The sequence below is a fragment of the Oceanibacterium hippocampi genome, assembly GCF_900172325.1.
In the GTDB taxonomy this organism is placed as follows: domain Bacteria; phylum Pseudomonadota; class Alphaproteobacteria; order Sneathiellales; family Sneathiellaceae; genus Oceanibacterium; species Oceanibacterium hippocampi.
Window position 1 is genome coordinate 174,277 of sequence record NZ_FWFR01000002.1, and the last position, 24,449, is coordinate 198,725.

The 24,449-nt window shown below is 66.8% G+C and carries 22 protein-coding genes; 7 read left to right on the forward strand and 15 right to left on the reverse strand.

Annotated elements, in window-relative coordinates; translation table 11 throughout:
- Positions 1 to 12: 12 nt before the first annotated feature.
- Positions 13 to 1,089 carry an alkane 1-monooxygenase gene (locus OCH7691_RS11820; protein WP_085883751.1) on the reverse strand — a complete coding sequence of 359 codons (1,077 nt, stop codon included), beginning with the start codon at positions 1,087 to 1,089 and terminating at the stop codon, positions 13 to 15.
- Between the two features lie 45 nt (positions 1,090 to 1,134).
- The gene (locus tag OCH7691_RS11825; RefSeq protein WP_217807945.1) at positions 1,135 to 2,217 is read right to left on the reverse strand and encodes a BMP family ABC transporter substrate-binding protein; all 1,083 of its coding nucleotides are present in this window, start codon (positions 2,215 to 2,217) and stop codon (positions 1,135 to 1,137) included.
- Positions 2,218 to 2,316: 99 nt separating this feature from the next.
- On the opposite strand from OCH7691_RS11825, the gene OCH7691_RS11830 reads away from it, so the two are divergent.
- Positions 2,317 to 3,246: a ribokinase gene (locus OCH7691_RS11830; protein WP_085883753.1), complete on the forward strand. Its 930-nt coding sequence runs from the start codon at positions 2,317 to 2,319 to the stop codon at positions 3,244 to 3,246.
- Between the two features lie 22 nt (positions 3,247 to 3,268).
- Here the strand turns inward: OCH7691_RS11830 and tgt are convergent, their stop codons facing one another.
- From tgt to OCH7691_RS11870, 8 genes are all read right to left on the reverse strand, one after another.
- The gene (tgt, locus tag OCH7691_RS11835) at positions 3,269 to 4,402 is read right to left on the reverse strand and encodes a tRNA guanosine(34) transglycosylase Tgt (RefSeq protein WP_085883754.1); all 1,134 of its coding nucleotides are present in this window, start codon (positions 4,400 to 4,402) and stop codon (positions 3,269 to 3,271) included.
- Positions 4,399 to 5,433, reverse strand: a complete 1,035-nt coding sequence (gene queA, locus OCH7691_RS11840; RefSeq protein WP_085883755.1) for a tRNA preQ1(34) S-adenosylmethionine ribosyltransferase-isomerase QueA — start codon at positions 5,431 to 5,433, stop codon at positions 4,399 to 4,401. The genes tgt and queA overlap by 4 nt, the downstream gene beginning before the upstream one ends.
- A gap of 42 nt (positions 5,434 to 5,475) precedes the next feature.
- Positions 5,476 to 5,952: a peptidylprolyl isomerase gene (locus tag OCH7691_RS11845; RefSeq protein WP_085884440.1), complete on the reverse strand. Its 477-nt coding sequence runs from the start codon at positions 5,950 to 5,952 to the stop codon at positions 5,476 to 5,478.
- A 95-nt stretch (positions 5,953 to 6,047) separates the two neighbouring features.
- Complete coding sequence (gene coaD, locus OCH7691_RS11850; RefSeq protein WP_085883756.1) at positions 6,048 to 6,566, reverse strand: pantetheine-phosphate adenylyltransferase; 519 nt, start codon at positions 6,564 to 6,566, stop codon at positions 6,048 to 6,050.
- A 17-nt stretch (positions 6,567 to 6,583) separates the two neighbouring features.
- Positions 6,584 to 9,298, reverse strand: a complete 2,715-nt coding sequence (gene gyrA, locus OCH7691_RS11855; protein ID WP_085883757.1) for a DNA gyrase subunit A — start codon at positions 9,296 to 9,298, stop codon at positions 6,584 to 6,586.
- Between the two features lie 241 nt (positions 9,299 to 9,539).
- Entirely contained in the window at positions 9,540 to 10,040 is a 501-nt protein-coding gene (ssb, locus tag OCH7691_RS11860; protein ID WP_085883758.1) for a single-stranded DNA-binding protein, read from the reverse strand.
- 205 nt (positions 10,041 to 10,245) lie between these two features.
- Positions 10,246 to 10,866 (reverse strand): 2OG-Fe(II) oxygenase, encoded by a 621-nt coding sequence (locus OCH7691_RS11865; RefSeq protein ID WP_176245026.1) that lies wholly within the window; start codon positions 10,864 to 10,866, stop codon positions 10,246 to 10,248.
- A gap of 84 nt (positions 10,867 to 10,950) precedes the next feature.
- On the reverse strand, positions 10,951 to 11,124 hold the full coding sequence (locus OCH7691_RS11870) for a hypothetical protein (RefSeq protein WP_217807946.1): 174 nt from the start codon (positions 11,122 to 11,124) through the stop codon (positions 10,951 to 10,953).
- Positions 11,125 to 11,189: 65 nt separating this feature from the next.
- Here OCH7691_RS11870 and uvrA point away from each other — a divergent pair, with 65 nt between their 5' ends.
- Positions 11,190 to 14,081 carry an excinuclease ABC subunit UvrA gene (gene uvrA / locus OCH7691_RS11875; protein WP_085883761.1) on the forward strand — a complete coding sequence of 964 codons (2,892 nt, stop codon included), beginning with the start codon at positions 11,190 to 11,192 and terminating at the stop codon, positions 14,079 to 14,081.
- A gap of 24 nt (positions 14,082 to 14,105) precedes the next feature.
- Positions 14,106 to 15,455: a methylenetetrahydrofolate--tRNA-(uracil(54)-C(5))-methyltransferase (FADH(2)-oxidizing) TrmFO gene (trmFO, locus tag OCH7691_RS11880; protein WP_085883762.1), complete on the forward strand. Its 1,350-nt coding sequence runs from the start codon at positions 14,106 to 14,108 to the stop codon at positions 15,453 to 15,455.
- Positions 15,456 to 15,759: 304 nt separating this feature from the next.
- On the opposite strand, the gene OCH7691_RS11885 is transcribed toward trmFO, so the two are convergent.
- Entirely contained in the window at positions 15,760 to 16,632 is an 873-nt protein-coding gene (locus OCH7691_RS11885; protein WP_085883763.1) for a phytoene/squalene synthase family protein, read from the reverse strand.
- A gap of 272 nt (positions 16,633 to 16,904) precedes the next feature.
- Here OCH7691_RS11885 and sodB point away from each other — a divergent pair, with 272 nt between their 5' ends.
- Entirely contained in the window at positions 16,905 to 17,504 is a 600-nt protein-coding gene (gene sodB, locus OCH7691_RS11890) for a superoxide dismutase SodB (RefSeq protein ID WP_085883764.1), read from the forward strand.
- A 33-nt stretch (positions 17,505 to 17,537) separates the two neighbouring features.
- Here the strand turns inward: sodB and OCH7691_RS11895 are convergent, their stop codons facing one another.
- From OCH7691_RS11895 to yajC, 3 genes are all read right to left on the reverse strand, one after another.
- Complete coding sequence (locus OCH7691_RS11895) at positions 17,538 to 17,915, reverse strand: Mth938-like domain-containing protein (RefSeq protein WP_085883765.1); 378 nt, start codon at positions 17,913 to 17,915, stop codon at positions 17,538 to 17,540.
- A gap of 88 nt (positions 17,916 to 18,003) precedes the next feature.
- Positions 18,004 to 20,547: a protein translocase subunit SecD gene (gene secD, locus OCH7691_RS11900; protein ID WP_085883766.1), complete on the reverse strand. Its 2,544-nt coding sequence runs from the start codon at positions 20,545 to 20,547 to the stop codon at positions 18,004 to 18,006.
- A 12-nt stretch (positions 20,548 to 20,559) separates the two neighbouring features.
- Positions 20,560 to 20,955, reverse strand: coding sequence for a preprotein translocase subunit YajC (gene yajC / locus OCH7691_RS11905; protein WP_085884441.1), 396 nt, complete (start codon positions 20,953 to 20,955; stop codon positions 20,560 to 20,562).
- Positions 20,956 to 21,148: 193 nt separating this feature from the next.
- Between yajC and OCH7691_RS11910 the strand changes: the two genes are divergently transcribed.
- The 3 genes from OCH7691_RS11910 to OCH7691_RS11920 all read left to right on the forward strand — a co-directional run bounded on the left by OCH7691_RS11910 (position 21,149) and on the right by OCH7691_RS11920 (position 23,850).
- Entirely contained in the window at positions 21,149 to 22,018 is an 870-nt protein-coding gene (locus tag OCH7691_RS11910; protein ID WP_085883767.1) for an ATP-binding protein, read from the forward strand.
- 128 nt (positions 22,019 to 22,146) lie between these two features.
- The gene (locus OCH7691_RS11915; protein ID WP_085883768.1) at positions 22,147 to 22,986 is read left to right on the forward strand and encodes a metal-dependent phosphohydrolase; all 840 of its coding nucleotides are present in this window, start codon (positions 22,147 to 22,149) and stop codon (positions 22,984 to 22,986) included.
- Positions 22,987 to 22,995: 9 nt separating this feature from the next.
- On the forward strand, positions 22,996 to 23,850 hold the full coding sequence (locus OCH7691_RS11920) for a hypothetical protein (RefSeq protein ID WP_085883769.1): 855 nt from the start codon (positions 22,996 to 22,998) through the stop codon (positions 23,848 to 23,850).
- 32 nt (positions 23,851 to 23,882) lie between these two features.
- Here the strand turns inward: OCH7691_RS11920 and OCH7691_RS11925 are convergent, their stop codons facing one another.
- Entirely contained in the window at positions 23,883 to 24,392 is a 510-nt protein-coding gene (locus tag OCH7691_RS11925; RefSeq protein WP_085883770.1) for an invasion associated locus B family protein, read from the reverse strand.
- Positions 24,393 to 24,449: the final 57 nt, after the last annotated feature.

Consider the following 24,449-nt stretch of genomic DNA (forward strand, 5'->3'; position numbering starts at 1 on the left):
AAGCCCCGACGATCAGCCGGCGACCGGCACCTCGCCGCCCGCGAGATCCCGGGCGCGCCAGGCGGCAACCCTCGGATTCATGATCCGGAACCAGAGCGGCGGCACCATCGCGGCCAGGAACATCGCCCCGTAGCCGCCCGGAAGCTGCGGCGCGTCGGGCCAGTGGCGGAGCAGCTGGTAGGGTCGCCCCGCGGCGAAATGATGGTCGGAATGGCGCGCCAGGTTGATCAGGAAGAGATTGCTGACCAGGTGCGAGGAATTCCACGAATGCCAGGGTCGGACCCGCTCAGGCCGGCCGTCGCCGCCGATCCGGCGGGCGAGCCCGTAATGCTCCAGGTAGTTGATGATCTCGAGCTCGGTGACGGCGACCAGCGCCTGGGCGACGAAGAAGAGCAACCCGGCCGGCCCGAAGACGGCGAGGACCACCACCAGAAAGGTCGTCTGCAACAGGCCGTAGCGGAGCATCCGGTTGCGCAGGCTCCAGAACGGAATGCCGCGCCTGCGGCGTCTCTCCCGTTCCAGCCGCCAGGCGCTCTGGGCGCCCCGGACGATCGTGCGCGGCAGGAAGCGGTAGAAGCTCTCGCCGAGCCGGGCGGTTGCCGGGTCGTCCCGGGTCGCCACGTTGCGGTGATGGCCGTGGACATGCTCGATGCAGAAATGGGCATAGAGGACCGAACCCATCAGCAGTTCGGCCAGCATCCGGTCGAACCGCCCCGGCCGGTGCATCAGTTCATGGGCGAAGGTGATGCCGACGGTCCCGGTGCTGATCCCGATCGCAAGCGTGAGGCCGATGATCTCGTGCGGCGCGAGGGCACCCGATGCGACGAGGCCGAGCGACCAGACCAGGAGCGCCGTCTGCACCGGCACCCAGGCCCAGACCAGCAGCCGGTAGGGCCGGGATCGGGTGATGCGCGCCTCCGTCGCCGGGTCGGGATTCCCCTGCCAGGGACCGACGATCTCGTCGATCAGCGGGATGATCGCGAAGACCTGGAGGACCGGAAAGAACATCCACCAGCCACCCTGCTGGACCACGAGGACGGTGATCGCGGTCGTCAGGTACGAGACTGAGAAGGCAAGCGGCGAAAGCATGGCGGTCGGCTCCGGTCGGCGCCGGCACCGCCCCGCGATGCCGGGCTATCTCGGTATCGTACCCTGTACGCCCTCGACGAACCAGTCGAAGCCCAGCATTGCCCCCTCGTCCATCACGGCGCCCGCGGGGACCCGCTCCGTGCCGGACTGGTCGCGGATCGGTCCGGCGAAGGGATGCAGGCTGCCGGCGACGATCGCCGCGCGACGCCGGGCGACCAGGTCGGCGACCTCGGCCGGTACGTCGGCGGCGAGCGGCGCGATGTCGACCATGCCGTCGGCAAGGCCGCCCCAGACGTCGGACGACGTCCAGGTGCCATCGATGACGGCCTGCGCGACCCGGGTGTAGAAGGCGCCCCAGTGATGGGTCGCGGCGGTGAGCTGCATGGTGGGCGCATAGGTCGACATGTCGGAGTGATAGCCGACCAGCCGGACCTGCTTCTCCTCGGCCGTCCGTGCGGTTGCCGGGCTGTCGGTGTGGTAGGCCAGCACGTCGGCCCCCTGGGCGACCAGTGCCTCGGCCGCGTCCCTCTCCTTGCCCGGATCGAACCAGCTGTTCAGCCAGATCACCTTGACCTGAGCCGCGGGGTTGACGCTGCGGACCCCGAGCGTGAAGGCGTTGATCCCGCGCACGACCTCCGGGATCGGGAAGGCGGCGATATAGCCGAAGACGTTGCTCCGGGTCATTCGTCCGGCGACGACACCGGTGAGATAGCGGGCCTCGTAGAAGCGGGCCAGGTATGTTCCGACATTGTCGCTGCGCTTGTAGCCGCCGGCATGCTCGAAGCGGACACCGGGAAACGCGGCCGCGACCTTGATCGTCGGGTTCATGTAGCCGAATGACGTGGCGAAGATCAGCCCGGCGCCGGATTCGGCGAGCTGGCGAATGACCCGCTCCGCGTCCGGCCCCTCGCCCACGCTGGCGACCTCGACCGTCGTCACGGCATCGCCGAGCGCCGCCTCGACCGCCTTGCGCCCCTCGTCATGCTGATGCGTCCAGCCGACATCGGCGATCGGCGTGACATAGACGAAGCCGATCTTGAGCGGTTCGGCCGCGGCGGCCGGAACGGCAAGCCCGCCTGCCAGCAGGGCGGTGGCCAGCAGCGCCCGGAGACGTGCGGTTAGGGTCATCATTCACTCCTTGAACTTTCGGCATCGTCGGCACGGCCGGCCGGCTTCCGCTCGGCAACGAACTGGGGCAAGCTTCGCGACGACCAACGGGGACAGGCTATGAGCAGAGTAAAGATCGCGGTGCAAGGGATTTTTGTCGCCGACCTGGCATTCCGGAGCCACCGGATGCCGGCTCCGGGCGAATCGGTGATCGGCCGGAGCTACGGGATCGGGCCCGGCGGAAAGGCCAGCAACCAGGCCGTTGCTGCCGCCCGCGCCGGCGCCGAGGTCGCGCTGATTGCCCGCCTCGGCCGGGATTCCTTCGCCGAGATGGCACGCGCCCTGTTCGTCCGCGAAGGGGTCATAGACGCCCATGTCGGCAGCGATGACGAGGCGCCGACCGGGGCCGCGGCGATCACCGTCGACGAGACCACCGGGGAGAACGCGATCGTCGTCGTCCCGGGCGCCTCCGGGCGGCTTTCGACCGGCGATATCGACGCGGCTGCGGCCCGGATCGCGGCCTCCGACATCTTCATGACGCAACTGGAAACGCCGCCGGAGATCAGCGCCTACGGCCTTCGCCTCGCCCGTACGCAAGGGGTCCGGACGATCTTCAACCCGGCGCCGGCGGCCGAGATCGCCGCCGATCTCTATGCGCTCGCCGATTTTTTCACGCCGAACGAGAGCGAGGCGGCGGCGCTTGCCGGACACCCGGTCGGCAGCCTCGCCGAAGCCGAGGCCGCAGCCGCGAGTTTCCTCTCGCGCGGCGTCGGTACCGCCATCATCACGCTTGGCGCGCGCGGCGCGGTGGTCCGCGGTCCCGGCTTCAACGGTCATGTGCCGCCCTTTGACATCGGCCGTGCCGTCGACACGACGGGGGCCGGCGACGCCTACAACGGGGCGCTCGCGGTGGCGATCGCCGAGGGCATGCCGCTCGAACGCGCGCTGCGTTTCGCCGCCGCCGCCGGCGCGGTCGCGGTGACCACGGTCGGCACCGCCGAGGCGATGCCTCGACGCGACGCGGTGGAACGGCTGCTGGCCGGCGGCTGACGGGAAATCGGCGAAGGCTTGGTCAGAGCGGATCGATATCGCCCTGTGCCTGCTCTTCCCGGAAGGCGGCGGCGAAATCGCCGAGCCGGCCATCCGCGATCGCCTGGCGCAGGCCGGCCATCAGGCTCTGGTAGTAATGCAGGTTGTGCCAGGTGATAAGGATCGCCCCGAGAATCTCGTTCGAGCGGACCAGGTGATGCAGGTAGGCGCGTGAATAATCCCGCGAGGCCGGGCAGTCGGAAGCCTCGTCGAGCGGCCGCGGGTCGTCCGCATGGCGGGCGTTCCGCAGGTTGACCGGGCCGCGCCGGGTGAAGGCCTGGCCGGTCCGGCCCGAGCGTGTCGGCAGCACGCAGTCGAACATGTCGATGCCGCGTTCGACGGCGCCGACGATGTCGTCCGGCTTGCCGACGCCCATCAGGTAATGGGGCGCCGCATCGGGCAAAGCAGGGACGGTCACGTCGAGCATGCGGAACATCAGTTCCTGACCCTCGCCGACGGCGAGCCCGCCGACCGCGTAGCCCTCGAAGCCGATCTCGGCGAGCGCGGCGGCGGATCGTTCGCGCAGCTCGGGATAGATGCCGCCCTGGACGATCCCGAACAGGCCATAGCCCGGACGCTCGCGGAACGCCGCCCGGCAGCGTGCCGCCCAGCGCATCGAACGCTCCATCGAGAGCCGCGCGACTTCCTCGGTGGCGGGGAACGGCGTGCATTCGTCGAGCACCATCGTGATCGTCGAATCGAGCAGGTCCTGGATCTCGACCGAGCGTTCCGGCGTCAGTTCGTGCCGGCTGCCGTCGAGATGGGATTTGAAGGTGACGCCGTCTTCGGTGATCTTGCGAAGCTCGTTCAGCGACATCACCTGGAAGCCGCCCGAATCGGTCAGGATCGGCCGTTCCCAGTTCATGAAACGGTGCAGCCCGCCCTGCCCCGCGACCCGTTCGGCGCCGGGCCGGAGCATCAGGTGATAGGTGTTGCCGAGCAGGATATCGGCGCCGGTCGCGCGCACCATCTCGGGCGTCATCGCCTTGACGGTCGCGGCCGTGCCGACCGGCATGAAGGCCGGCGTGCGGATCTCGCCGTGGGCGGTCCGGATGAGCCCGGTGCGGGCCCGGCCGTCACGGCCAGAGATGGCGAAGCTGAAGGATTTCTCGGTCATGATCCGGGGAATAGCAGGGCGGCGTCGCCATAGGAATAGAAGCGATAGCGCCGATCGATCGCATGGCCATAGGCGGCACGCATGCGTTCCAGCCCGGAAAAGGCGGAAACCAGCATGAACAGCGTCGAACGCGGCAGGTGGAAGTTGGTGATCAGGAGATCGACGGCGCGGAACCGGTAACCCGGCGTGATGAAGATGTCGGTGGCGCCCGAGAAGGGCTGCACCTGGCCGGTCTCGTCGGCGGCGCTTTCGAGCAGCCGGAGACTGGTCGTGCCGACCGCGACGATGCGTCCGCCGCCGGCCCGCACGGCATTGATGCGGTCCGCATGGTCTGGCGCGATCACGCCGATCTCCGAATGCATGCGATGCTCGTCGGTATCGTCCGCCTTAACGGGCAGGAAGGTTCCGGCGCCGACATGCAGCGTGATGCAGAGATGGCCGATGTCGCGCGCCGACAGCTTCCCGATCAGTCCCGGCGTGAAATGCAGGCCGGCGGTCGGCGCCGCGACCGCGCCCGACTTCTCGGCGAACATCGTCTGGTAGTCATCGAGGTCGCGCCGGTCGACCGCCCGGCGGCTTGCGATATAGGGCGGCAGCGGCAGTTCGCCATGGGCGGCGATTGCTTCGTCGAGCGCCGCGCCCTCGCGATCGAAATCGAGCGTGATCTCGCCCGCCTCGCCTTTTTCCGCGACTGTCGCGTGGAAATCCTCGGCGAAATCGATGCGGTCGCTGGGCTTCAGCCGTTTCGCCGGGCGCGCGAAGGCGGCCCAGCGCCCAGGGCCGAGCCGCATGTGCAACGTCGCCTCGACCTTCGCCTCGCGGCGGAGGCCGCGCAGGCGGGCCGGGATCACCTTGGTGTCGTTGAAGACCAGCAGATCGCCCGGTGACAGCAGGTCAGCCAGATCGGCGACCTGCCGGTCGGCGAAGCCGTCATTGCCCACGACAAGAAGCCGCGCGGAATCGCGCGGCTCCGCCGGCCGCTCGGCGATCAGCTCGGCCGGCAGCTCGAAATCGAAGGCATCGACTTTCATGGCGATCCGTATCCGCCCCTGCGGGTTCGCGGGGCGCGCGCCTCAGGCGGCGTCCGCCGCGACCTTGAGCGAGAGGATGCTGTCCGGCTCGTCGACCTCGCCGTTGCGGAAATCGGCGCCCTTCTTGATCGAATCGACCGCATCCATGCCGTCCACGACCTGGCCCCAGACGGTGTACTGGCCGTCCAGGTGCGGCGTGTCGCCGAAGCAGATGAAGAACTGGCTGTCGGCGCTGTCCGGGCTGGCCGCGCGGGCCATCGAACAGGTGCCGCGGACATGCCGGCCATCATTGAACTCGGCCGCCAGCTTCTTGCCGGAACCGCCGGTCCCGTTGCCCTGCGGGTCGCCGGTCTGGGCCATGAAGCCGTCAATGACGCGATGGAACTTCAGTCCGTCATAGAACCCGTCGCGGACCAGTTCCTTGATCCGGGCGACGTGGTTCGGGGCAAGGTCGGGACGCAGCTCGATCACGACGCGACCGTCCTTGAGTTCCATATGCAGGGTGTTTTCGGCGTCCATGGGCTTGTCTTCCATCACGAGTGCATTGGTTTCCGGTCGCGCGGCAGGCGCGGCCGATGGCGGTATCGGGCCACGCGACGGGCGCGACCGGGGTGTCAGCCAGCCTTGGCGGCGCGCCGCTCGACGGCCCGCTTGAGCAGCCGGTCGGCGACGCTGGCCGAGACGAACTTGCTGATGTCGCCTTCCAGCATGACGATTTCCTTCACCAGGGTGGAGGAAATGAACTGGTGGTTGTCGGAGGCCATCAGGAACACGGTCTCGATATCCTCGTTGAGCCGCGAGTTCATGCCGACCATCTGGAACTCATACTCGAAATCCGAGAAGGCACGCAGGCCGCGCACGATGATGCTGGCGCCGATCGACATCGCGAAATGCATCAGCAGGCTGTCGAACGGCATCACGTCGATGTCGAACTCGGAAATGTCGCGCGTGCTCTCGCGCACCATTTCGACCCGCTCGTCGACGGTAAACATCGGATTCTTGCCCGGGTTCCGGGCGACACCGATCACCAGGCGATCGACGAGCTTCGCCGCCCGCTTGATGACATCGTAATGACCGAGGGTGATCGGGTCGAACGTCCCCGGATACAACCCGACAAGCCTGTCTCCCCGCATCGCCACCTCGTTCCCCCTCAGGTACCGTTATCTGCCGGCGCGCCGGCGCTGGAATCGTCGTCCGTGCCCTCGGCACCGGTCTCGTCGTCGCCATCACCATCGCCATCGCCATCGCCGTCACCGTTTTCCGACATCCAGGCGACGGAGACGACCTTCTCGTCCTCCGCCGTGCGGAACAGCGTCACCCCCTGCGTGTTCCGGCCGGCGATGCGGATGTCGTGCACCGGCATGCGGATCAGCTTGCCGGCGTTGGTCACGAGCATGACCTGGTCGCTGTCGGCGATCGGGAAGGCCGAGACGACCTCGCCGTTACGCTGCGAGGTCTCGATGTTGATGATCCCCTGCCCGCCCCGGTTGGTGATCCGGTATTCGAAGGCCGAGGTGCGCTTGCCGTAGCCGTTCTCGGTGATGGCGAGGATGAATTCCTCCCGTTCCGCGAGCACCGCCGTGGTCGCCTCGTCCAGTTCGCCGCGCAGGTACCGGTCGCGGGTCTCGGTATCGAGTTCGACATGGCTGAGGATCGACATCGAGATCACGTGGTCGCCCTTGGCCAGCCGCATGCCGCGGACACCGCTTGAATCGCGGCCCTTGAAGAGGCGCACGTCGCTGGCCTGGAAGCGGATGCACTTGCCGCCCTTGGCGGCGAGCAGCACGTCGTCGTCGTCCTTGCAGATGGCAATGCCGACAAGGCGGTCGTCGTCGTCGAGCCTGATCGCGATCTTGCCGTTCGACTTCACGTTCACGAAGTCGCCGAGCCGGTTGCGCCGGACGTTGCCGTTGGCGGTCGCGAACATCACCTGGAAGCTGTCCCAGCTCTCCTCGTCCTCGGGCAGCGGCATCAGCTTCTCGATGACCTCGCCGTCGGCCAGCGGCAGCAGGTTGACCATCGGCTTGCCGAGGCTGGTCGGGCTGCCCTCGGGCAGCCGGTAGACCTTCATCTTGTAGACCTTGCCGGTCGACGAGAAGAACAGCACCGGGGTATGGGTGTTGACGACGAAGATCTGGGTGACGAAATCCTCGTCCCGGGTCGACATTCCCGACCGACCCTTGCCGCCGCGCGCTTGCGGCCGGTAGGTGTCGAGCGGAACCCGCTTGAGATAGCCGCGGTGCGAGACCGTCACGACCATCTCGCGGCGCTCGATCAGGTCCTCGATGTCGTGCTCGTACTCGCTGTCCTGGATATCCGTGCGGCGCGGGGTCGCGAAGCGGTCGCGGACGTCCTGGAGTTCCTCGCGCAGAACCTCGAGCAGGCGGCCGCGATCGGTCAGGATCGCGAGATATTCCGAGATCTTGTCGCCGAGGCCCTTCAGTTCCTCGCCGATCTCGGTGCCGCCGAGCGCGGTCAGGCGCTGCAGGCGCAGGTCGAGGATGGCGCGGGCCTGCTGGTCCGACAGACGCATCGTCCCGTCGGCGCCGAGACGGTGGCGCGGATCGTCGACGAGGGCGACCAGCGGGGCCATGTCGCGGGCCGGCCAGTCGCGCGATTTCAGCGCCTCGCGGGCGGTCGCCGGATCGGGCGAGCCGCGGATGATCCGGATCACCTCGTCGATATTGGCGACGGCGATGGCGAGGCCGGCCAGGATATGGGCGCGGTCGCGGGCCTTGCCGAGCAGATGCCGGGTGCGCCGGGTGATCACCTCTTCGCGGAAGTCGAGGAACGCCAGAAGCATCTGCTTCAGGTTCATCTGTTCCGGACGGCCGCGGTTGAGTGCCAGCATGTTGACGCCGAAGCTCGTCTGCAGCGGGGTGTAGCTGTAGAGCTGGTTCAGCACCACCTCGGCCACCGCGTCGCGGCGCACCTCGACCACGACGCGGACGCCGTGCCGGTCGGATTCGTCGCGAAGGTCGCTGATCCCCTCGATCCGCTTGGAACGGACAGCCTCGGCGATCACCTCGACCATCCGCGACTTGTTCACCTGGTAGGGAATCTCGCTGATGATGATCGCCGAGCGATCCTTGCGGAAATTCTCCTCGATCACCGCCTTGCCGCGGATCGCCACCGAGCCGCGCCCGGTGGTGAAGGCCTGGTGGATGCCGTTGCGCCCGAGGATCGTGCCGCCGGTCGGGAAATCCGGGCCCTTGATGTATTCCATCAGGCCGGTGAGCGGCAGGTCCGGATCGCCGAGCAGCGCGAAGGCGCCGTCGATCAGTTCACCCAGGTTGTGCGGCGGAATGTTGGTCGCCATGCCGACCGCGATACCGCCGGCGCCGTTCGCCAGCAGGTTCGGGATGCGGGCCGGCAGGACCGAGGGTTCCGAGGTCGTGTCGTCGTAGTTGTTGACGAAATCGACGGTGTCCTTGTCGATGTCGTCGATCAGCGACTCGGCCGGTTGGGCCATGCGGATCTCGGTGTAACGCATGGCGGCCGGCGGATCGCCGTCCATCGAGCCGAAGTTGCCCTGGCCGTCGAGCAGCGGCAGGCGCATGGAGAAATCCTGCGCCATCCGCACCATCGCATCGTAGATCGCCTGGTCACCGTGCGGGTGATAGCGACCCATCACGTCACCGACGATGCGGGCGGACTTGCGATAGGGCTTGTCGGACGTATAGCCCGATTCGTTCATCGCGTAGAGAATGCGCCGATGCACCGGCTTCAGGCCGTCGCGGACATCGGGCAGCGCGCGCGAAACGATCACGCTCATCGCATAGTCGAGATAGGAGACGCGCATCTCCTCCTCGATGGTCACCGTGACGATATCGTGACCCTTGGGCGGCGCGGGTGTGTCGGTCAATGAGGCATTCCGGGATTGAGGCTCGCACCGTGCCGTTGAACGGCGCGGCTCGCCGCGCACGCGCGGCGGGATACAGGCTTGTTGGCCGGGAATTTAGACGATTTGGTCATGGGGAACAAGGTTTTGCGGCAGGTGCGAATAAGCCCCGCCGAAACCGCTCCGGACCGTCCCGCGCCGGGCCTGCGCAAGGCCGCCTCCGGGTGCGTCGACCGGGGCGCGACAGGCGCGCCCCGGCCCCCGATCAGAACGGGATTTCGTCGTCGAAATCGTCCTTGCGGCCACCGCCGCCGGCGCCGCCGGACCCGCCGCCGCTCGGCGAATCGTAGCCGCCGCCACCGCCGCCGCCTCCGCCTCCGCCGGACGATTCGTAGCCGCCACCGCCGCCGCTGTCACGCCCGTCGAGCATGGTGAGTTCGCCCCGGAAGCGCGGCAGCACGACCTCGGTCGTGTATTTCTCGTTACCGTCGCGATCGGTCCACTTGCGGGTCTGCAGCGTCCCCTCGAGATAGACCTTGGAGCCCTTGCGGAGATACTGCTCGGCCACCTTGCCGAGGTTCTCGTTGAAGATCACGACCCGGTGCCATTCGGTGCGCTCCTTTCGCTCGCCCGACTGGCGGTCGCGCCAGCTTTCCGACGTCGCAACCGACAGATGCACGATCGCCGTGCCGTCCTGGGTGCGGCGGACTTCGGGGTCACGCCCGAGATTGCCGATGAGAATAACCTTGTTGATGCTGCCTGCCATGGCCCCTGTCTTTCAGATTTTGCAATTCGGACCGCCGCTGCGGCCGGGCCGACGGACTGTAGCGTCGGCAAGTGGGGGTTTCCAGCGCCGATCCGCCGACACCGCCACAAGCTGCAACAAAGAACGGCCGGGAACAAGAACAAAACAGGAACAACAATGGCTCATCGTCGTGCCGCGATCCGGTAGCGGTCGCGGCGTATCGTCCTCAGCTCGGGGCGAACGCTGCCTGCCGCCGCCTGGCCCCACGCCCCTGCCCTTGCGCCTGGGCCTGGCGAAGGGAGAGATAGCAGGTGATGTTGTATTTGGTCCCGGCGACCGGCGGCGCGCCCCGGTGTACATGGGTCCAGAATGGCGGGAACAGCAGCATGGCGCCAGCTTTCGGGCGCACCGCCGCCTCCTGCATGGGGAACTCCGTCAGGCCGCCGTCCTTGACATCGCGCAGGTAGATCAGCACCGACAGCAACCTGTCCTGGGTCATCGCCGGACCGGCGTCGATATGCCAGTCATAGCTCTGTCCCGGCAGGATGCGCTCCATGAGCGGCGGGGTAAGGTAGCTCTGGTCCGGCTGCCCGAGAATTTTCAGGCCGGGATACTTCTGGATATACAGGGCGATCCGGTGACGAATCGACTCCAGCAGCCGGTCGACGGGCTGCTGCCAGTCCGCCAGTTCGCCGATCGACAGCATCGTGCCCTCGCGCCCTTTCGGGTTGGCGGAATTGGCTGTCCGGCTCGGATACTTGCGGCTATCCCCTTCGAACCGGGCGATGATGTCCTCGCAGAAGTCGATCGGCAGGGCATCGAGGAAAAGTTCCAGAAAATGTTGCATCGTTCCAAGCGGCGATTGAGCGAGTTGGCCGGCGTATCCCGGAAGCATCCGTAATCTTTAGCGCTTTCCCGCCCGCTGCTGCGATCAACTGCCTTTCACGATGTCGTAATCCCCTGCCGCTCCGGGAACGCCGCCGACGGCGGGCTTGAATTTCTCCAGGCGGGATACGACATTCAGGCGCTTGCCGTTCGCCGCCGGCGCTTGCCGCCCGTGTCCGACGACGGTGGCGCCAGCGGGCGCAGAACGAATCGAAAACACGAGTTTCCGCCCCATCGGCAAATGGTCTAGATTGGGGCAACCTCCCGACACGATCCGGCGGATTCATGAATCGAGAAATCAGCGTTCGCGGCGCGCGCGAACACAATCTTCGCAATATCAATGTCACGCTTCCCCGCGACCGGCTGGTGGTGATCACCGGGCTCTCCGGTTCGGGCAAGTCGTCGCTTGCCTTCGACACCATCTATGCCGAGGGCCAGCGTCGCTATGTCGAGAGCCTCTCGGCCTATGCGCGCCAGTTCCTGGAAATGATGCAGAAGCCCGATGTCGATCACATCGAGGGGCTCAGTCCGGCGATCGCGATCGAGCAGAAGACGACCTCCAAGAACCCGCGCTCGACGGTCGGCACGGTAACCGAGATCTACGACTACCTGCGGCTCCTGTTCGCCCGCGTCGGCGTCCCCTATTCGCCGGCGACCGGCCTGCCGATCGAGAGCCAGACGGTGAGCCAGATGGTCGACCGGGTGATGGCGATGGAGGATGGCACCCGGCTCTACCTGCTGGCGCCGGTCATCCGCGGCCGCAAGGGCGAGTATCGCCGGGACTTCCTGGAACTCCAGAAGAAGGGCTTCCAGCGCGTCAAGGTCGACGGCGCCTTCCACGAGATCGACGAGGTGCCGACCCTCAACAAGAAGGTGAAGCACGACATCGACGTCGTCGTCGATCGCGTGGTCGTGCGCGAGGGACTGGAAACCCGGCTCGCCGATTCGATCGAGACGGCGCTCGAGCTCGCCGACGGTCTCGCGGTGGCGGAAAACGCCGAGACCGGCGAGCGGACGATCTTCTCGGCCAAGTTCGCCTGCCCCGTTTCCGGCTTCACGATCGAGGAGATCGAGCCGCGCTTGTTCTCCTTCAACAACCCTTCGGGCGCCTGTTCGACCTGCGACGGCCTCGGCACCGAAATGATGTTCGACACGGCGCTGATCGTGCCCGACCCGAAGAAGACCCTGCGCCACGGCGCCGTCGCACCATGGTCGCGCTCGACCTCGCCCTATTACATGCAGACCCTCGACAGCCTGGCGAAACATTACAAGTTCTCGGTCACCGTCCCCTGGGAGGAACTCGACGAGACGGCGCGGCACGCCATCCTGTTCGGCTCCGGCGGCGTTCCCGTCTCGATGACCTATGACGACGGCCTGCGCAGCTACACCACCAAGAAGCCGTTCGAAGGGGTGATCCCGAACCTGGAACGGCGCTGGCGGGAAACCGATTCCGCCTGGGTGCGGGAAGAGATGACCCGCTTCCAGAGCATCACCGCCTGCAAGGCGTGCGGCGGCTTCCGCCTGAAGCCGGAGGCGCTCTCGGTCCGCGTCGGTGGCCTGCATATCGGCGAGGTCGGCGAGATGTCGATCGCCGGCGCCTACGAATGGTTCTCGGGGCTTGACGCGATGCTGACCGACAAGCAGCGCGAGATCGCCTACCGGGTCACCAAGGAGATCGGCGACCGGCTCGGTTTCCTGGTCAATGTCGGCCTCGAGTACCTGACGCTGTCGCGCAATTCCGGCACGCTTTCGGGCGGCGAGAGCCAGCGCATCCGGCTCGCCTCGCAGATCGGCTCGGGCCTGACCGGCGTGCTCTATGTCCTCGACGAGCCGTCGATCGGCCTCCACCAGCGCGACAACGACCGCCTGCTGAAGACGCTCGAACGGCTGCGCGACCTGGGCAACACGGTCATCGTGGTCGAGCATGACGAGGAGGCCATTCGCGCCGCCGACTATGTCGTCGACATGGGCCCGGCCGCCGGCAAGCATGGCGGCGAGGTGATCGCCGTCGGCACGCCGGCCGAGGTGATGGCCAACCCGGCCAGCCTGACCGGCCAGTATCTCACCGGGCTCCGCCAGATCCCGCTGCCGGCTGAGCGGCGCAAGGCGTCGCCGAAGCGGCGCCTGAAGATCGTCGGCGCGCGGGCCAACAACCTGAAGAATGTCGACGCGGAACTGCCGCTCGGCACCTTCACCTGCATCACCGGAGTATCGGGTGGCGGCAAGTCGACGCTGATCATCGAGACGCTCTACAAGGCGCTCGCCCGGCAGCTCAACGGCGCCCGCGACCTGCCGGCCGATCACGACAGGATCGATGGGCTAGAATGGCTCGACAAGGTGATCGACATCGACCAGTCGCCGATCGGTCGTACGCCGCGCTCGAATCCGGCAACCTATACCGGCGCCTTCACGCCGATGCGCGAATGGTTCGCCGGGCTGCCGGAAGCCAAGACGCGCGGCTACAAGCCGGGCCGCTTCTCCTTCAACGTCAAGGGCGGGCGCTGCGAGGCCTGCCAGGGCGACGGCGTCATCAAGATCGAGATGCATTTCCTGCCCGACGTCTATGTCCAGTGCGACGTCTGCCACGGCCGCCGCTACAACCGGGAAACGCTGGAGATCCGTTTCCGCGACAAGTCGATCGCCGACGTCCTCGACATGACCGTCGACGAGGCGGCGGACTTCTTCAAGGCGGTGCCGTCGGTCCGCGACAAGTTCGTCACCCTGCAGCAGGTCGGCCTCGGCTACATCCATGTCGGCCAGCAGGCGACGACGCTTTCCGGCGGCGAGGCGCAGCGCGTGAAGCTCGCCAAGGAACTGTCCCGCAAGGCGACCGGGCGTACCCTCTACATTCTTGACGAGCCGACCACGGGGCTGCATTTCGAGGATGTCCGGAAGTTGCTCGAGGTCCTTCAGGCGCTGGTCGATTCCGGCAACACGGTGCTGGTGATCGAACATAACCTGGAGGTCATCAAGACCGCCGACTGGGTTGTCGATCTCGGGCCCGAGGGCGGCGACAAGGGCGGCCTTATCGTCGCTTCCGGCACGCCGGAGGATGTCGCCGCCGTGCCCGAAAGCTATACCGGCCAGTATCTGAAGCCGTTGCTCGGCAATCGCGTCGCGTCGGGAAAATCGGCCAAGGGCGGCGGCAACGGCAAACGCAGCACGGAAGCGGCCTGACGCCGCCCGGCAGGAGCATCAGCGATGAGCAACCAGGAAATGCAGCCCATCCATGTCGTCGGCGGCGGTCTCGCCGGCAGCGAGGCGGCCTGGCAGATCGCCCGTCTCGGCGTGCCCGTCATGCTGCACGAGATGCGTCCGATCCGCGGCACCGACGCGCACCAGACCGACGGCCTGGCCGAACTGGTCTGCTCGAACTCGTTCCGTTCCGACGATGTCGAGAACAACGCGGTCGGCCTGCTGCACGAGGAGATGCGGCGGGCGGATTCGCTGATCCTGCAATGCGGCGATCGCCACAAGGTGCCGGCCGGCGGCGCGCTCGCGGTCGACCGGGAGGCCTTCTCCGAGGCGGTCGGCGCGGCGCTGGCCGATCATCCCCTGGTCACCGTCGAACGCGGCGAGATCGAGGGGCTGCCGCCCGAGACGTGGGATTCGACCATCATCGCCACCGGTCCGCTGACCTCGCCGGCGCTGGCCGAGGCGATCCGCGATCTTACCGGCGAGAAGTCGCTCGCCTTCTTCGATGCCATCGCGCCGATCGTCTACAAGGACAGCATCGACTTTTCCAAGGCCTGGTACCAGTCGCGCTACGACAAGGGCGACGGCGCCGACTACATCAACTGTCCGCTGGACAAGGCGGGCTACGAGGCCTTCATCGAGGCCCTGCTGGCTGCCGACACGGCGCTCGCCAAGGAATGGGAAGGTACGCCCTATTTCGACGGCTGCCTGCCGATCGAGGTGATGGCCGAACGCGGCCCGGAAACCCTCCGCTTCGGACCGATGAAGCCGGTCGGCCTGACCAACCCGCACAGCGGCGAGGATGCCTACGCGGTGGTGCAGCTGCGCCAGGACAACAAGCTCGGCACGCTCTACAACATGGTCGGCTTCCAGACGAAGCTGAAGCACGGCGCCCAGGTCGAGATCTTCCGCGCCATCCCGGGCCTCGAGAATGCCCGCTTCGCGCGGCTTGGCGGCCTGCACCGCAATACCTTCCTGAACAGCCCGACCCTGCTCGATCCCACCCTGCGCCTGAAGGCGGCGCCCCGGCTGCGCTTTGCCGGGCAGATCACCGGGGTCGAGGGCTATGTGGAAAGCGCCGCGATCGGCCTGCTGGCGGGACGCTTCGCCGCCGCCGAACGGCTCGGCCAGGAACCGTCGATGCCACCGCGGACGACCGCCTTCGGCGCCCTCATCGACCATATCACCGGCGGCGCACACGCCGAGACGTTCCAGCCGATGAACGTCAATTTCGGGCTTTTCCCGCCGCTCGAGGGCCGCAAGATGCGGAAGCGCGAGCGGCGTCCGGCAATGGCCCGGCGCGCGCTCGACGATCTCGCTGGCTGGCTCGGCCAGAACCGGGCGGCGGCGGAATAGCGTTCAGGCGATCGCGGGACAAAAAAAGAACCGGGCTGCGGGGGACTCGCAGCCCGGCCTAGACAGGTGTCCGATGTTGGGATCCGGGACTGGGTCACTCGCAATGAGCGCATCGGACACCCGGAAAACTCTACGCTTACCTACTGACCCGCCAGAGCCTTGGGACAGACGTCTCTGGCTTCATGCCTACCCTTGCAGGCGGTGTGCCAGAATCGTTGTCGTTTGATTTCAATGGTTTGGCGGATTCGTTAACCATAGGGCGAATCGGCCTGTAAAGGACTCCGACGGATTCGCCGCCGCGCCGTCAGTAGCGTCGGGCGAGAGCATACCAGGCGAGACGGAGCGGCTTGCCGACGCCACGGCGGATCTGGCTCGCGGCATTCGGATCATAGCCGGACCGCTTCAGATCCCGGAGATGCAGATCGGCAAGGGTCGCCGGGAGCAGCACCGGGATGGCCCGTGACGGGAGCGGACCGGGTACGGCGCGCGCCTCGGCCAGCAGGTCCCGCGCCCGCTCGGCCACCGGGCGGATCGCCGCCGGAAGACGGTCTCCGCCGCCGCCGCCGTGCAACTCATGCGGGTCGAGTCCCGCCTGCGCCAGCAGCGGAGCCGGGAGCAGGACCAGGCCATGGCGCCCCTGGAACGGCGCCGCGCGCGCGATGCCGAGCAACGCCCAGGCGGTGCCGACGGCGTCGGCCGCCCGTTCGGCGGCGCCATCGTCGGCGGCCTCGACCGCTGCGAGCATCATCCGGGCAAGCCCGCCGCCGGTGGCCCGCGCATAATCGACGAGTGCGCCTTCGTCGGCGCTGGGTTCCGGCTCGAGGTCGCGTTTCCGGGCCTCGATCTGGGCGAGCAGCGGCGCGGAACCGACGGTCCCGTGCAGGCCGCTGGCGGCGAGCGCCTCGACCACCGGATGGCCGCGAATCCTGCCGCCGTCGAGCGCCTCGATCGCCTCGCGCCACCATTGCAGGCGGATGAGACCGAGCATCGGTTCGCTTACCTGTTCGCGGATGCGCGCCAGTTCCAGGTTGAAGGCAAGCGCCGCGAAATAGCGTGGCCGCAGGGCGTCCGGGACGAACAGGCCGCAGAGGTAGCGGTCATGGTCGCCGTCCCGCACCAGGCTGGCGCACATGGTGCCGTCATCGCCCTTGCCGGCTGCTTTGCCGCTCTCGTTCATCGCCTCGCCGTTTCCTTGTCCGTTGCCGCGCCCCGGCCCGACCGTTCGTCCTCGGGCCCCTCACCTAACGCAGTTGGCGGGAAAACCCAATCGCCGGTCGCCCCCGGCCGCGTCCGCAACGCTGTCGGCCGGGATCGGCTATTGACAGTCCCTCCACCGGCCATGCAAAACCGGTACGATAGCGTTCCGTCCGAATGCGGCCGAAGCTGTCGCGAAGCCGCTACGGTGTCCGGTTACGCTCATTCCATTCCCCTAGAGAAAAGAAGGCTGACATGACCATAGAGTTACCGAATCTGCCCTATGACAAGGCCGCGCTCGAACCCCACATCTCCGCGCGGACGCTTGAGTTCCATCATGGCAAGCATCACCAGACCTATGTCACGAACCTCAACAAGATGATCGAGGGCACGGACCTCGCCGGCGCCTCGCTCGAGGCGATCATCAAGGCCTCGGCCGGCAAGGCCGACAAGGCCGGCATCTTCAACAATGCCGCCCAGGTCTGGAACCACACCTTCTACTGGAACAGCATGGCGCCTAAGGGCGGCGGCAAGCCGACCGGGGCAATCGCCGCGAAGATCGATTCCGATCTCGGCGGCTATGACGCCTTCGCCGAGGCCTTCAAGAACGCCGGCGCGACGCAGTTCGGCAGCGGCTGGGCCTGGCTGGTTCTCGACGGCGGCAAGCTCAAGGTGACCAAGACCCCGAACGCCGACCTGCCGCTCGCGCATGGCCAGACGGCAATCCTGACCGCCGACGTCTGGGAGCATGCCTATTACCTCGACTACCAGAACCGTCGTCCGGACTACCTCGCGACGTTCCTGTCGTCGCTGGTGAACTGGGACTTCGCCAACGCCAACCTCGCCGCCGCCTGACCTCAGGCGACGGGAAGCCGACAGACCGCCACGTCAGTCGACGGCGATCAGCGCCGCGGCGACGCGGCGGTCTTCGAGCAGCAGCACGTTGAATGTCCGTGCCGCCGCACCGCTGTCCATGACATCGGTGACGATGCCCGCGCTGCGAATGCGGGCCCTGATTTCCGGATCGAGAAAAGCCGGTGCCGCACCGGCGCCGATCAGCAGGATCTCGACCGCCGGCGCGGCCGCGAGCACCGGCTCGAGACTGGCGATGTCGAGATCGGCGAAGGCCGTCACCGGCCAGGCAACGGTGCGATCGGGAAAGACCAGCACGGATCCGGCATGGGCGGTGCCGGCGACCCGGAAGCCGCCGTCGCCGTAGCCGTTGATCAGTTGGCGGCCGCTGGCGAGCCGCGGGGTGATATCCATGGCCGGAACCTGTTTCGTTCGCCGGGCGATTGGAACGGCGGACCAGCCCGCGAGCCGGCCACCGTTCCCCGTGATGTTCAGGCCGACGTCAGGCCTTGCTCGATGCCTTGCCGGCCGCGTCCTCGTCGTCTTCGAGGCGCTTTCGGTCGACGCCGAAGACCATCAGCAGCGGCGACGCGACGAAGATCGACGAATAGGTACCGACGAAGATGCCCCAGATCATCGCCGCCGCGAAACCCCGGATCACCTCGCCGCCGAAGAAGTAGAGCGCGAAAAGCGCCAGCAGCGTGGTGAACGAGGTGAGCGTTGTCCGCGACAGGGTCTCGTTGATCGACTGATCGAGAAGATCCGCGATTCCCATAGTCTTGTATTTTCGCAGATTCTCGCGAATCCGGTCATAGACCACGACGGTATCGTTGATCGAATAGCCGACGATGGTGAGGATCGCCGCCACCGACGCCAGGTTGAATTCGAGCCCGGTGATCGAGAACATCCCGATCGTCAGTATGACGTCGTGGACGATCGCGATCACGGCGCCGACCGAGAACTGCCATTCGAAACGGAACCAGATATAGATCAGCATCGCCGCTATGGCGACGGCCACCGCCTCGATCGCCGTCCAGATCAGTTCCTCTGACACCGTTGGTCCGACGAACTCGATTCGTCGATACGACAGATCCGTGCCGAAATTGGCCTCCAGTGAATCCTTGACCTGGGTCACCGCGATGTTCTGCGCGTCGTCTCCACCCGGCTGACGCTCGACGCGGATCAGGATGTCGTCGTCGGCACCGAAATTCTGCAATGCCACATCGCCGAGGCCGAGACCGCCGAGGGTCGAGCGCATCACGCTCAGGTCGGCCGCTTCCGGGAAGCCGACCTCCATGAGAATGCCGCCCTCGAAGTCGATGCCGCGATTGAGGCCGGGGCCGGCGAACATCGCCATCGATCCGATGCCGAGCGCTATCGACAGGGCAAACGCAACGAGGCGCATCTTGATGAAGGGCACCGTGGTGCTCTTGGGCACGAGCCGGAGCTTCCATTCCGGAAGCACCTTCGGCCGCTTGCGCCGGATCCAGGTGGCGAGGATCAGCCGGGTCAGCAGGATCGCCGTGAACATCGAGCTGGCGACACCGATGCCGAGCGTCACCGCGAAGCCGCGCACCGGGCCCGAGCCCATGGTGAACAGGATCAGCGCCGCGATCATGGTCGTGACGTTGGCGTCGATGATCGTCGTAAAAGCCTGCCGATATCCGGATTCGATGGCGTTGAGCGGACTCTTGCCGGCCCGCGATTCCTCGCGAATACGTTCGAAGATCAGGACGTTGGCGTCGACCGCCATGCCGATGGTCAGGATGATGCCGGCGATGCCAGGCAGTGTCAGCGTCGCCTGCAGAAGCGACAGCGCCCCGGCGAGCACGAGCAGGTTGACCAGCAACGCGACGTTCGCGGCCAGTCCGAACAGGCCATAGGCCATGAACATGAAGACCATGACGATCGCGATCGCCAGGATACTCGCGATGATGCCCGCGTCGATCGAATCGGCGCCAAGATCGGGGCCGACGCTGCGTTCCTCGAGAATCGTGAGCGGTGCCGGTAGTGCGCCCGAACGGAGCAGCAAGGCCAGTTCGTTCGCGCTCGCGACGGTGAAGCTGCCGCTGATCTCGGCGCTGCCGCCCAGGATGGGTTCCCGAATCACGGGCGCGCTGATCACCTTGCCGTCGAGGACGATGGCGAATGGCCGGCCGACGTTCTCCGCCGTGGTGTTGGCGAAGCGTTTTGCGCCGGCGCTGTCGAAACGGATGGTGACGACCGCCTGGCCGTCGCGGAACGTCGGCTGTGCGTCGATCAGGTTGTCGCCCGGCACCATGATCCGCTTCTTGATCACGTAGGGGCGCGGATTGTCGGGATCCTCGCTCGGCAGGATCTCGGACCCGGCCGGCGCCCGCGCCGCGGTCGGATCGGCATTGGTATCGACGAGCCGGAAGTTCATCTTCGCGGTCTTGCCGATCACGTTCTTGAGCTGAGCCGGATCATCGTAACCCGGCACCTGCACCAGGATGCGGTCGGCGCCCTGGCGCTGGATCGACGGTTCGGAAACGCCCAGTTCGTTGACGCGCTTGCGCACCACCTCGATTGACTGTTCCACCGCCGACTTGAGGCGCAGCGACAGGGCCGCCTCGGTGAAGTCGAGGCGGATCGTGTCGCCGTCCTGGCTGACGTCGATGTCGCGACCGCCGCCGCCGCCGAACAGGTTGCCGTTGATCGGCGCCGCGAGGCCGCGCAGCCGCTCGTAGGCCATATCGACCTGGGCGGAATCGCGGATTGTAAGGTGGACGGTCGTACCGTCGTTGCCGAGACCCGTGTAGCCGATCTTCGGGTCGTCGCGCAGTTCGTCGCGGACCCGGTCCTCAAGCGCCTCGAGCTGTTCCTTCAGAACCGCCTCGGTGCCGACCTGCAGCAGGAGATGCGAGCCGCCGCGCAGGTCGAGGCCGAGATTCAGCTGCTTGTGAGGCAGCCAGTCCGGCAGCACCGACGCCTGCTCGCGGGTGAGCAGGTTCGGGGCGGAGAACAGCAGCCCCAGCAGGCAGACGCCGAGAACGAGGGCGGTCTTCCACTTGGGGAAAAACAGCATCGTGTGCGCGCCCTACTTCTTGAGACGGGAGAGCATGCCGCCCTTTTTCTCGCCATCGCCCGAAGCGGCCGGCTTGGCCGGCTCGTCGGGGCCCGCCTCGCCGCGGCTGCGAACCTCGGCGATGGTACCGCGCACGATGTTCACGCGCACGCCCTCGGCCAGTTCGACCTGGACCACGCCGTCTTCCTTGACGCGGATCACCTTGCCGATCATGCCGCCGCCGGTGACGATCGTGTCGCCGCGACGCACGGCCTCGATCATGGCCTTATGTTCCTTGGCGCGCTTTTGCTGCGGCCGGATCAGAAGGAAGTAGAAGACAACGAAAATCAGGATGAGCGGAAGTATCGAGACGATATCGAAACCGCCCGCACCACCCGCCGCCTGTGCATATGCCGGCGAAATCAACATCAGGGCCACCTTGAGACTGGCAGAAAGACGGGCGGACTATAACGATCCGCCTCGTGAATGCAAACTCCGATGGTGGCGCCGCGGGACGGCACCGGCCACGACCCCGGATGTGGTGTCGGCGGATTGACGGCGCAACCGCCTATGCTAGGGTCTCGCGGATCTTTTGCCCCCCAGTCATGGAACCTGAGAACCGGTGTCCAAGCCAAGCAACGAACCCGATATCGCCGCCCTGCTGGGCCGTATTGCCGACAGCCTCGAGCGGATCGCCCCGCCGCCGGCGCCCTTCACCTCGCTCGATTCCGCCAATGCCTTCGTCTGGCATGCGGAAAGCGATCGCCTGCAGCCGGTACCGTCCGTGAACCGCGTCGAGATCGACCTGTTGCGCGGCATCGACCGGGTGCGCGACATCCTGCTCGACAATACCCGGCGCTTCGCCGCCGGCCTGCCCGCCAACAACGCGCTGCTCTGGGGCGCCCGCGGCATGGGCAAGAGCTCGCTCGTCAAGGCCGTGCACGCGACGGTCAACGAAGGCAGCGACGCCCGGCTGGTGCTGGTCGAGATCCATCGGGAGGATATACCCACCCTGCCCCGCCTGCTCACCCGGCTGGCGGCGACGAGCCGGCGCTGCATCCTGTTCTGTGACGATCTCTCCTTCGATGGCGAGGATGCCGCCTACAAGTCGCTGAAGGCGGTGCTGGAAGGCGGAATCGAGGGCCGGCCCGACAACGTCATCTTCTATGCGACCTCGAATCGCCGCCACCTGCTGCCGCGCGACATGATGGAGAACGAGCGGTCAACCGCGATCAATCCGGCCGAGGCGGTCGAGGAGAAGGTTTCGCTCTCCGACCGGTTCGGCCTCTGGCTCGGCTTCCACAGCTGTTCCCAGGCCGACTACCTGGCGATGATCCAGGGCTATGCGGCCAACTACGGGCTCGACATGGCGGAAGAGGAATTGCGGGCCGAGGCCATCGAATGGGCCATGACACGGGGCGCGCGGTCGGGGCGCGTCGCCTGGCAGTTCGTGCAGGACCTGGCCGGCCGACTGGGCCGCCAGCTCGGCTGAGGCCGCCGCAACGTACGGGCGATTTCGGCCCGGGTCGTGATCGCCGACACTTTACGGCCATGGACCCGCCCCGCTAGTCTCGTTCAGCGTGGCAGTGATTACGGGCTCTGAAGGAGTGCGGCAACGAAATGGAAGCCTTCGACGCGAAGGGCATACTGGTCGAGAATTTCGTTGGGCGCCTGGAGGCCGGGTATCGCCGGCTGTTCGGCGACAGCAATGCCGAGAACGCCAACCTGATCCGCACCTCGGCGACGATGGCGATGGAGATCATCTCCAACTCGGACGCGCTCTACCATAACGTCGAGCACAGCATGCTGGTCACCCTGGTCGGCCAGGAAATGCTGCGCGGGAAGTTCCTGAGCGAGGGCAGCGTCAGCGAGCGCGACTGGGTGCATTTCGTCATCTCTCTGCTCTGTCACGATATCGGCTACGTGCGCGGGATCTGTCCGGGCGACCGGCCGGGCCACGCGGTCATCGACGGCGACGGCAACACGATCGAGATACCGGCCGGCGCGACCGACGCCTTCCTCACCCCGCATCATGTCGAGCGTGGCAAGCTGTTCGTCCTGTTCCGTTTTCGCGATCATCCGCTGGTCGATTGCAACGTCATTGCCGACAATATCGAGCGAACCCGCTTCCCGGTGCCCGCGAACGAGGATTCGGAGGAGAGCGGCGACTACCCCGGACTGATCCGGGCGGCCGACCTGGTCGGCCAGCTCGCCGATCCGGATTATCTGACCAAGGTCGCGGCGCTTTATCACGAGTTCGCCGAGACCGGGGCAAACCGCGTTCTCGGCGCGACCTCGCCGGAGGATCTGCGCGAGACCTATCCTGACTTCTTCTGGTCCCATGTCAGCGACCATGTGGCGACCGGGCTTCGCTATCTTCGGGTGACACGCGAGGGACGGCACTGGGAAGCCGGCCTCTATTCGCATGTCTTCACCGAAGAACATCGTCACGCGCTCTGAGCCGCCGACATGTTCAAACCCAACGAGATTCTCATCGACGCCTTCTCCGACCGGCTGCGGGACGAGTATCGCGACGTCTTCGGCAGCGAGAAGCCGGCCTATGCCGACCGACTGGCCCATATCGGGCGGATGGCGCTGACCTGGATCGTGCGCTCCGACGCGCTCTACCACACCATCGATCATGCCATGCATGTCAGCATGGTCGGCGCCGACATCCTGCGCGGGCGGATGATCGCGGACAACGACGTGACGCCGGACGACTGGCTGCATTTCATCGCCTCGTCGCTCTGCTTCGCGATCGGCTTCACGCCCGGCTGCTGTCCCGGCGACAGCCGGGACGCGGCGGTGATCGCGGCCGACGGTTCGACGCTCAGCCTGCCGCGCGGGGCGACGGGCGGCATTCTCTGGCCCTACTACACCGACCGCAGCCAGATCTTCGTCCGCCGCTATTTCAGGGACGATACCGTGATCGACGCGGAACGGATCGCCGCGACCATCGACTACACGCGCTTTCCGCCGCTGCCCGACCGCAATCTCGACACCATGAGTTTCCCAGGGCTGCTGCGCGCGGCGCATTACATCGGCGCGATCGCCGACCTGCATTTCCACCAGCGCATGACACCGCTCTTCCTCGAACTCGACGAATGCGGGCTGGCCAGGGATCTCGGCTATCACTCGGTCGCCGATCTCCGGGAGAAGTATCCGACCCTGTTCTGGACGACATTGCATCCGCTGGTCGCCGACGGCATGCGGTTGCTGTCCCATACCGGCCAGGGGCGGCGCTGGATCTCGATCCTGCATGCCAACGTCATGATCGAGGAGCATTCCGATGACCGCGCCGACGGTGTCGCGAACCGGCGCTAGGGCTAGGCCGTTCCGATCGATCGGCCGCGGCCCTAGCCGCCGATCAGCCCGTGATGACGAATGACACCGCGATAGACCTCGAGGGCCTCGCGAAAACCGGCGAGCGGGACGCGCATGTCGAGCGGCATGCCGTCGGGCGCCGTCTGGACGCGATAGACGACGTCCCGGCCACCCAGCAGGGCGACGATCAGGTCGCGCGCCGCCTCGCCGTCGAAGCGGGCGACGCTGTCGGCGGCGACCGCCGCCTCCCGGACCGGGCCGTCATCGACCCGGATGCTGAGCGCGGTGCCCGGCATCACGGTGGCCCGGACCTCGATCGCGACCTGGAAACGTTCGGCGGCGATCTCGCCGACATGCAGGATGTTCTGCGGCCAGTTCGCCGAGAGCGCCGTGCGCGGCGCCGCCAGCGAGCAGGATTTTCGCCCGCTCGCCATGTTCTGCCAGCAGGTCACCGACCAGGCGTCGGCGATCCGGTAGAAGAAGACGTAGGGGGTTTGGGCCGAAGCCGGCATCGCCGCGCCGAACAGCAGCACGGCCAGCACGATCCCGAGCCGTCGGCCGGCCGGGCTTCTCGGTCCAAGGGCGCGGGCGGCCGGGCG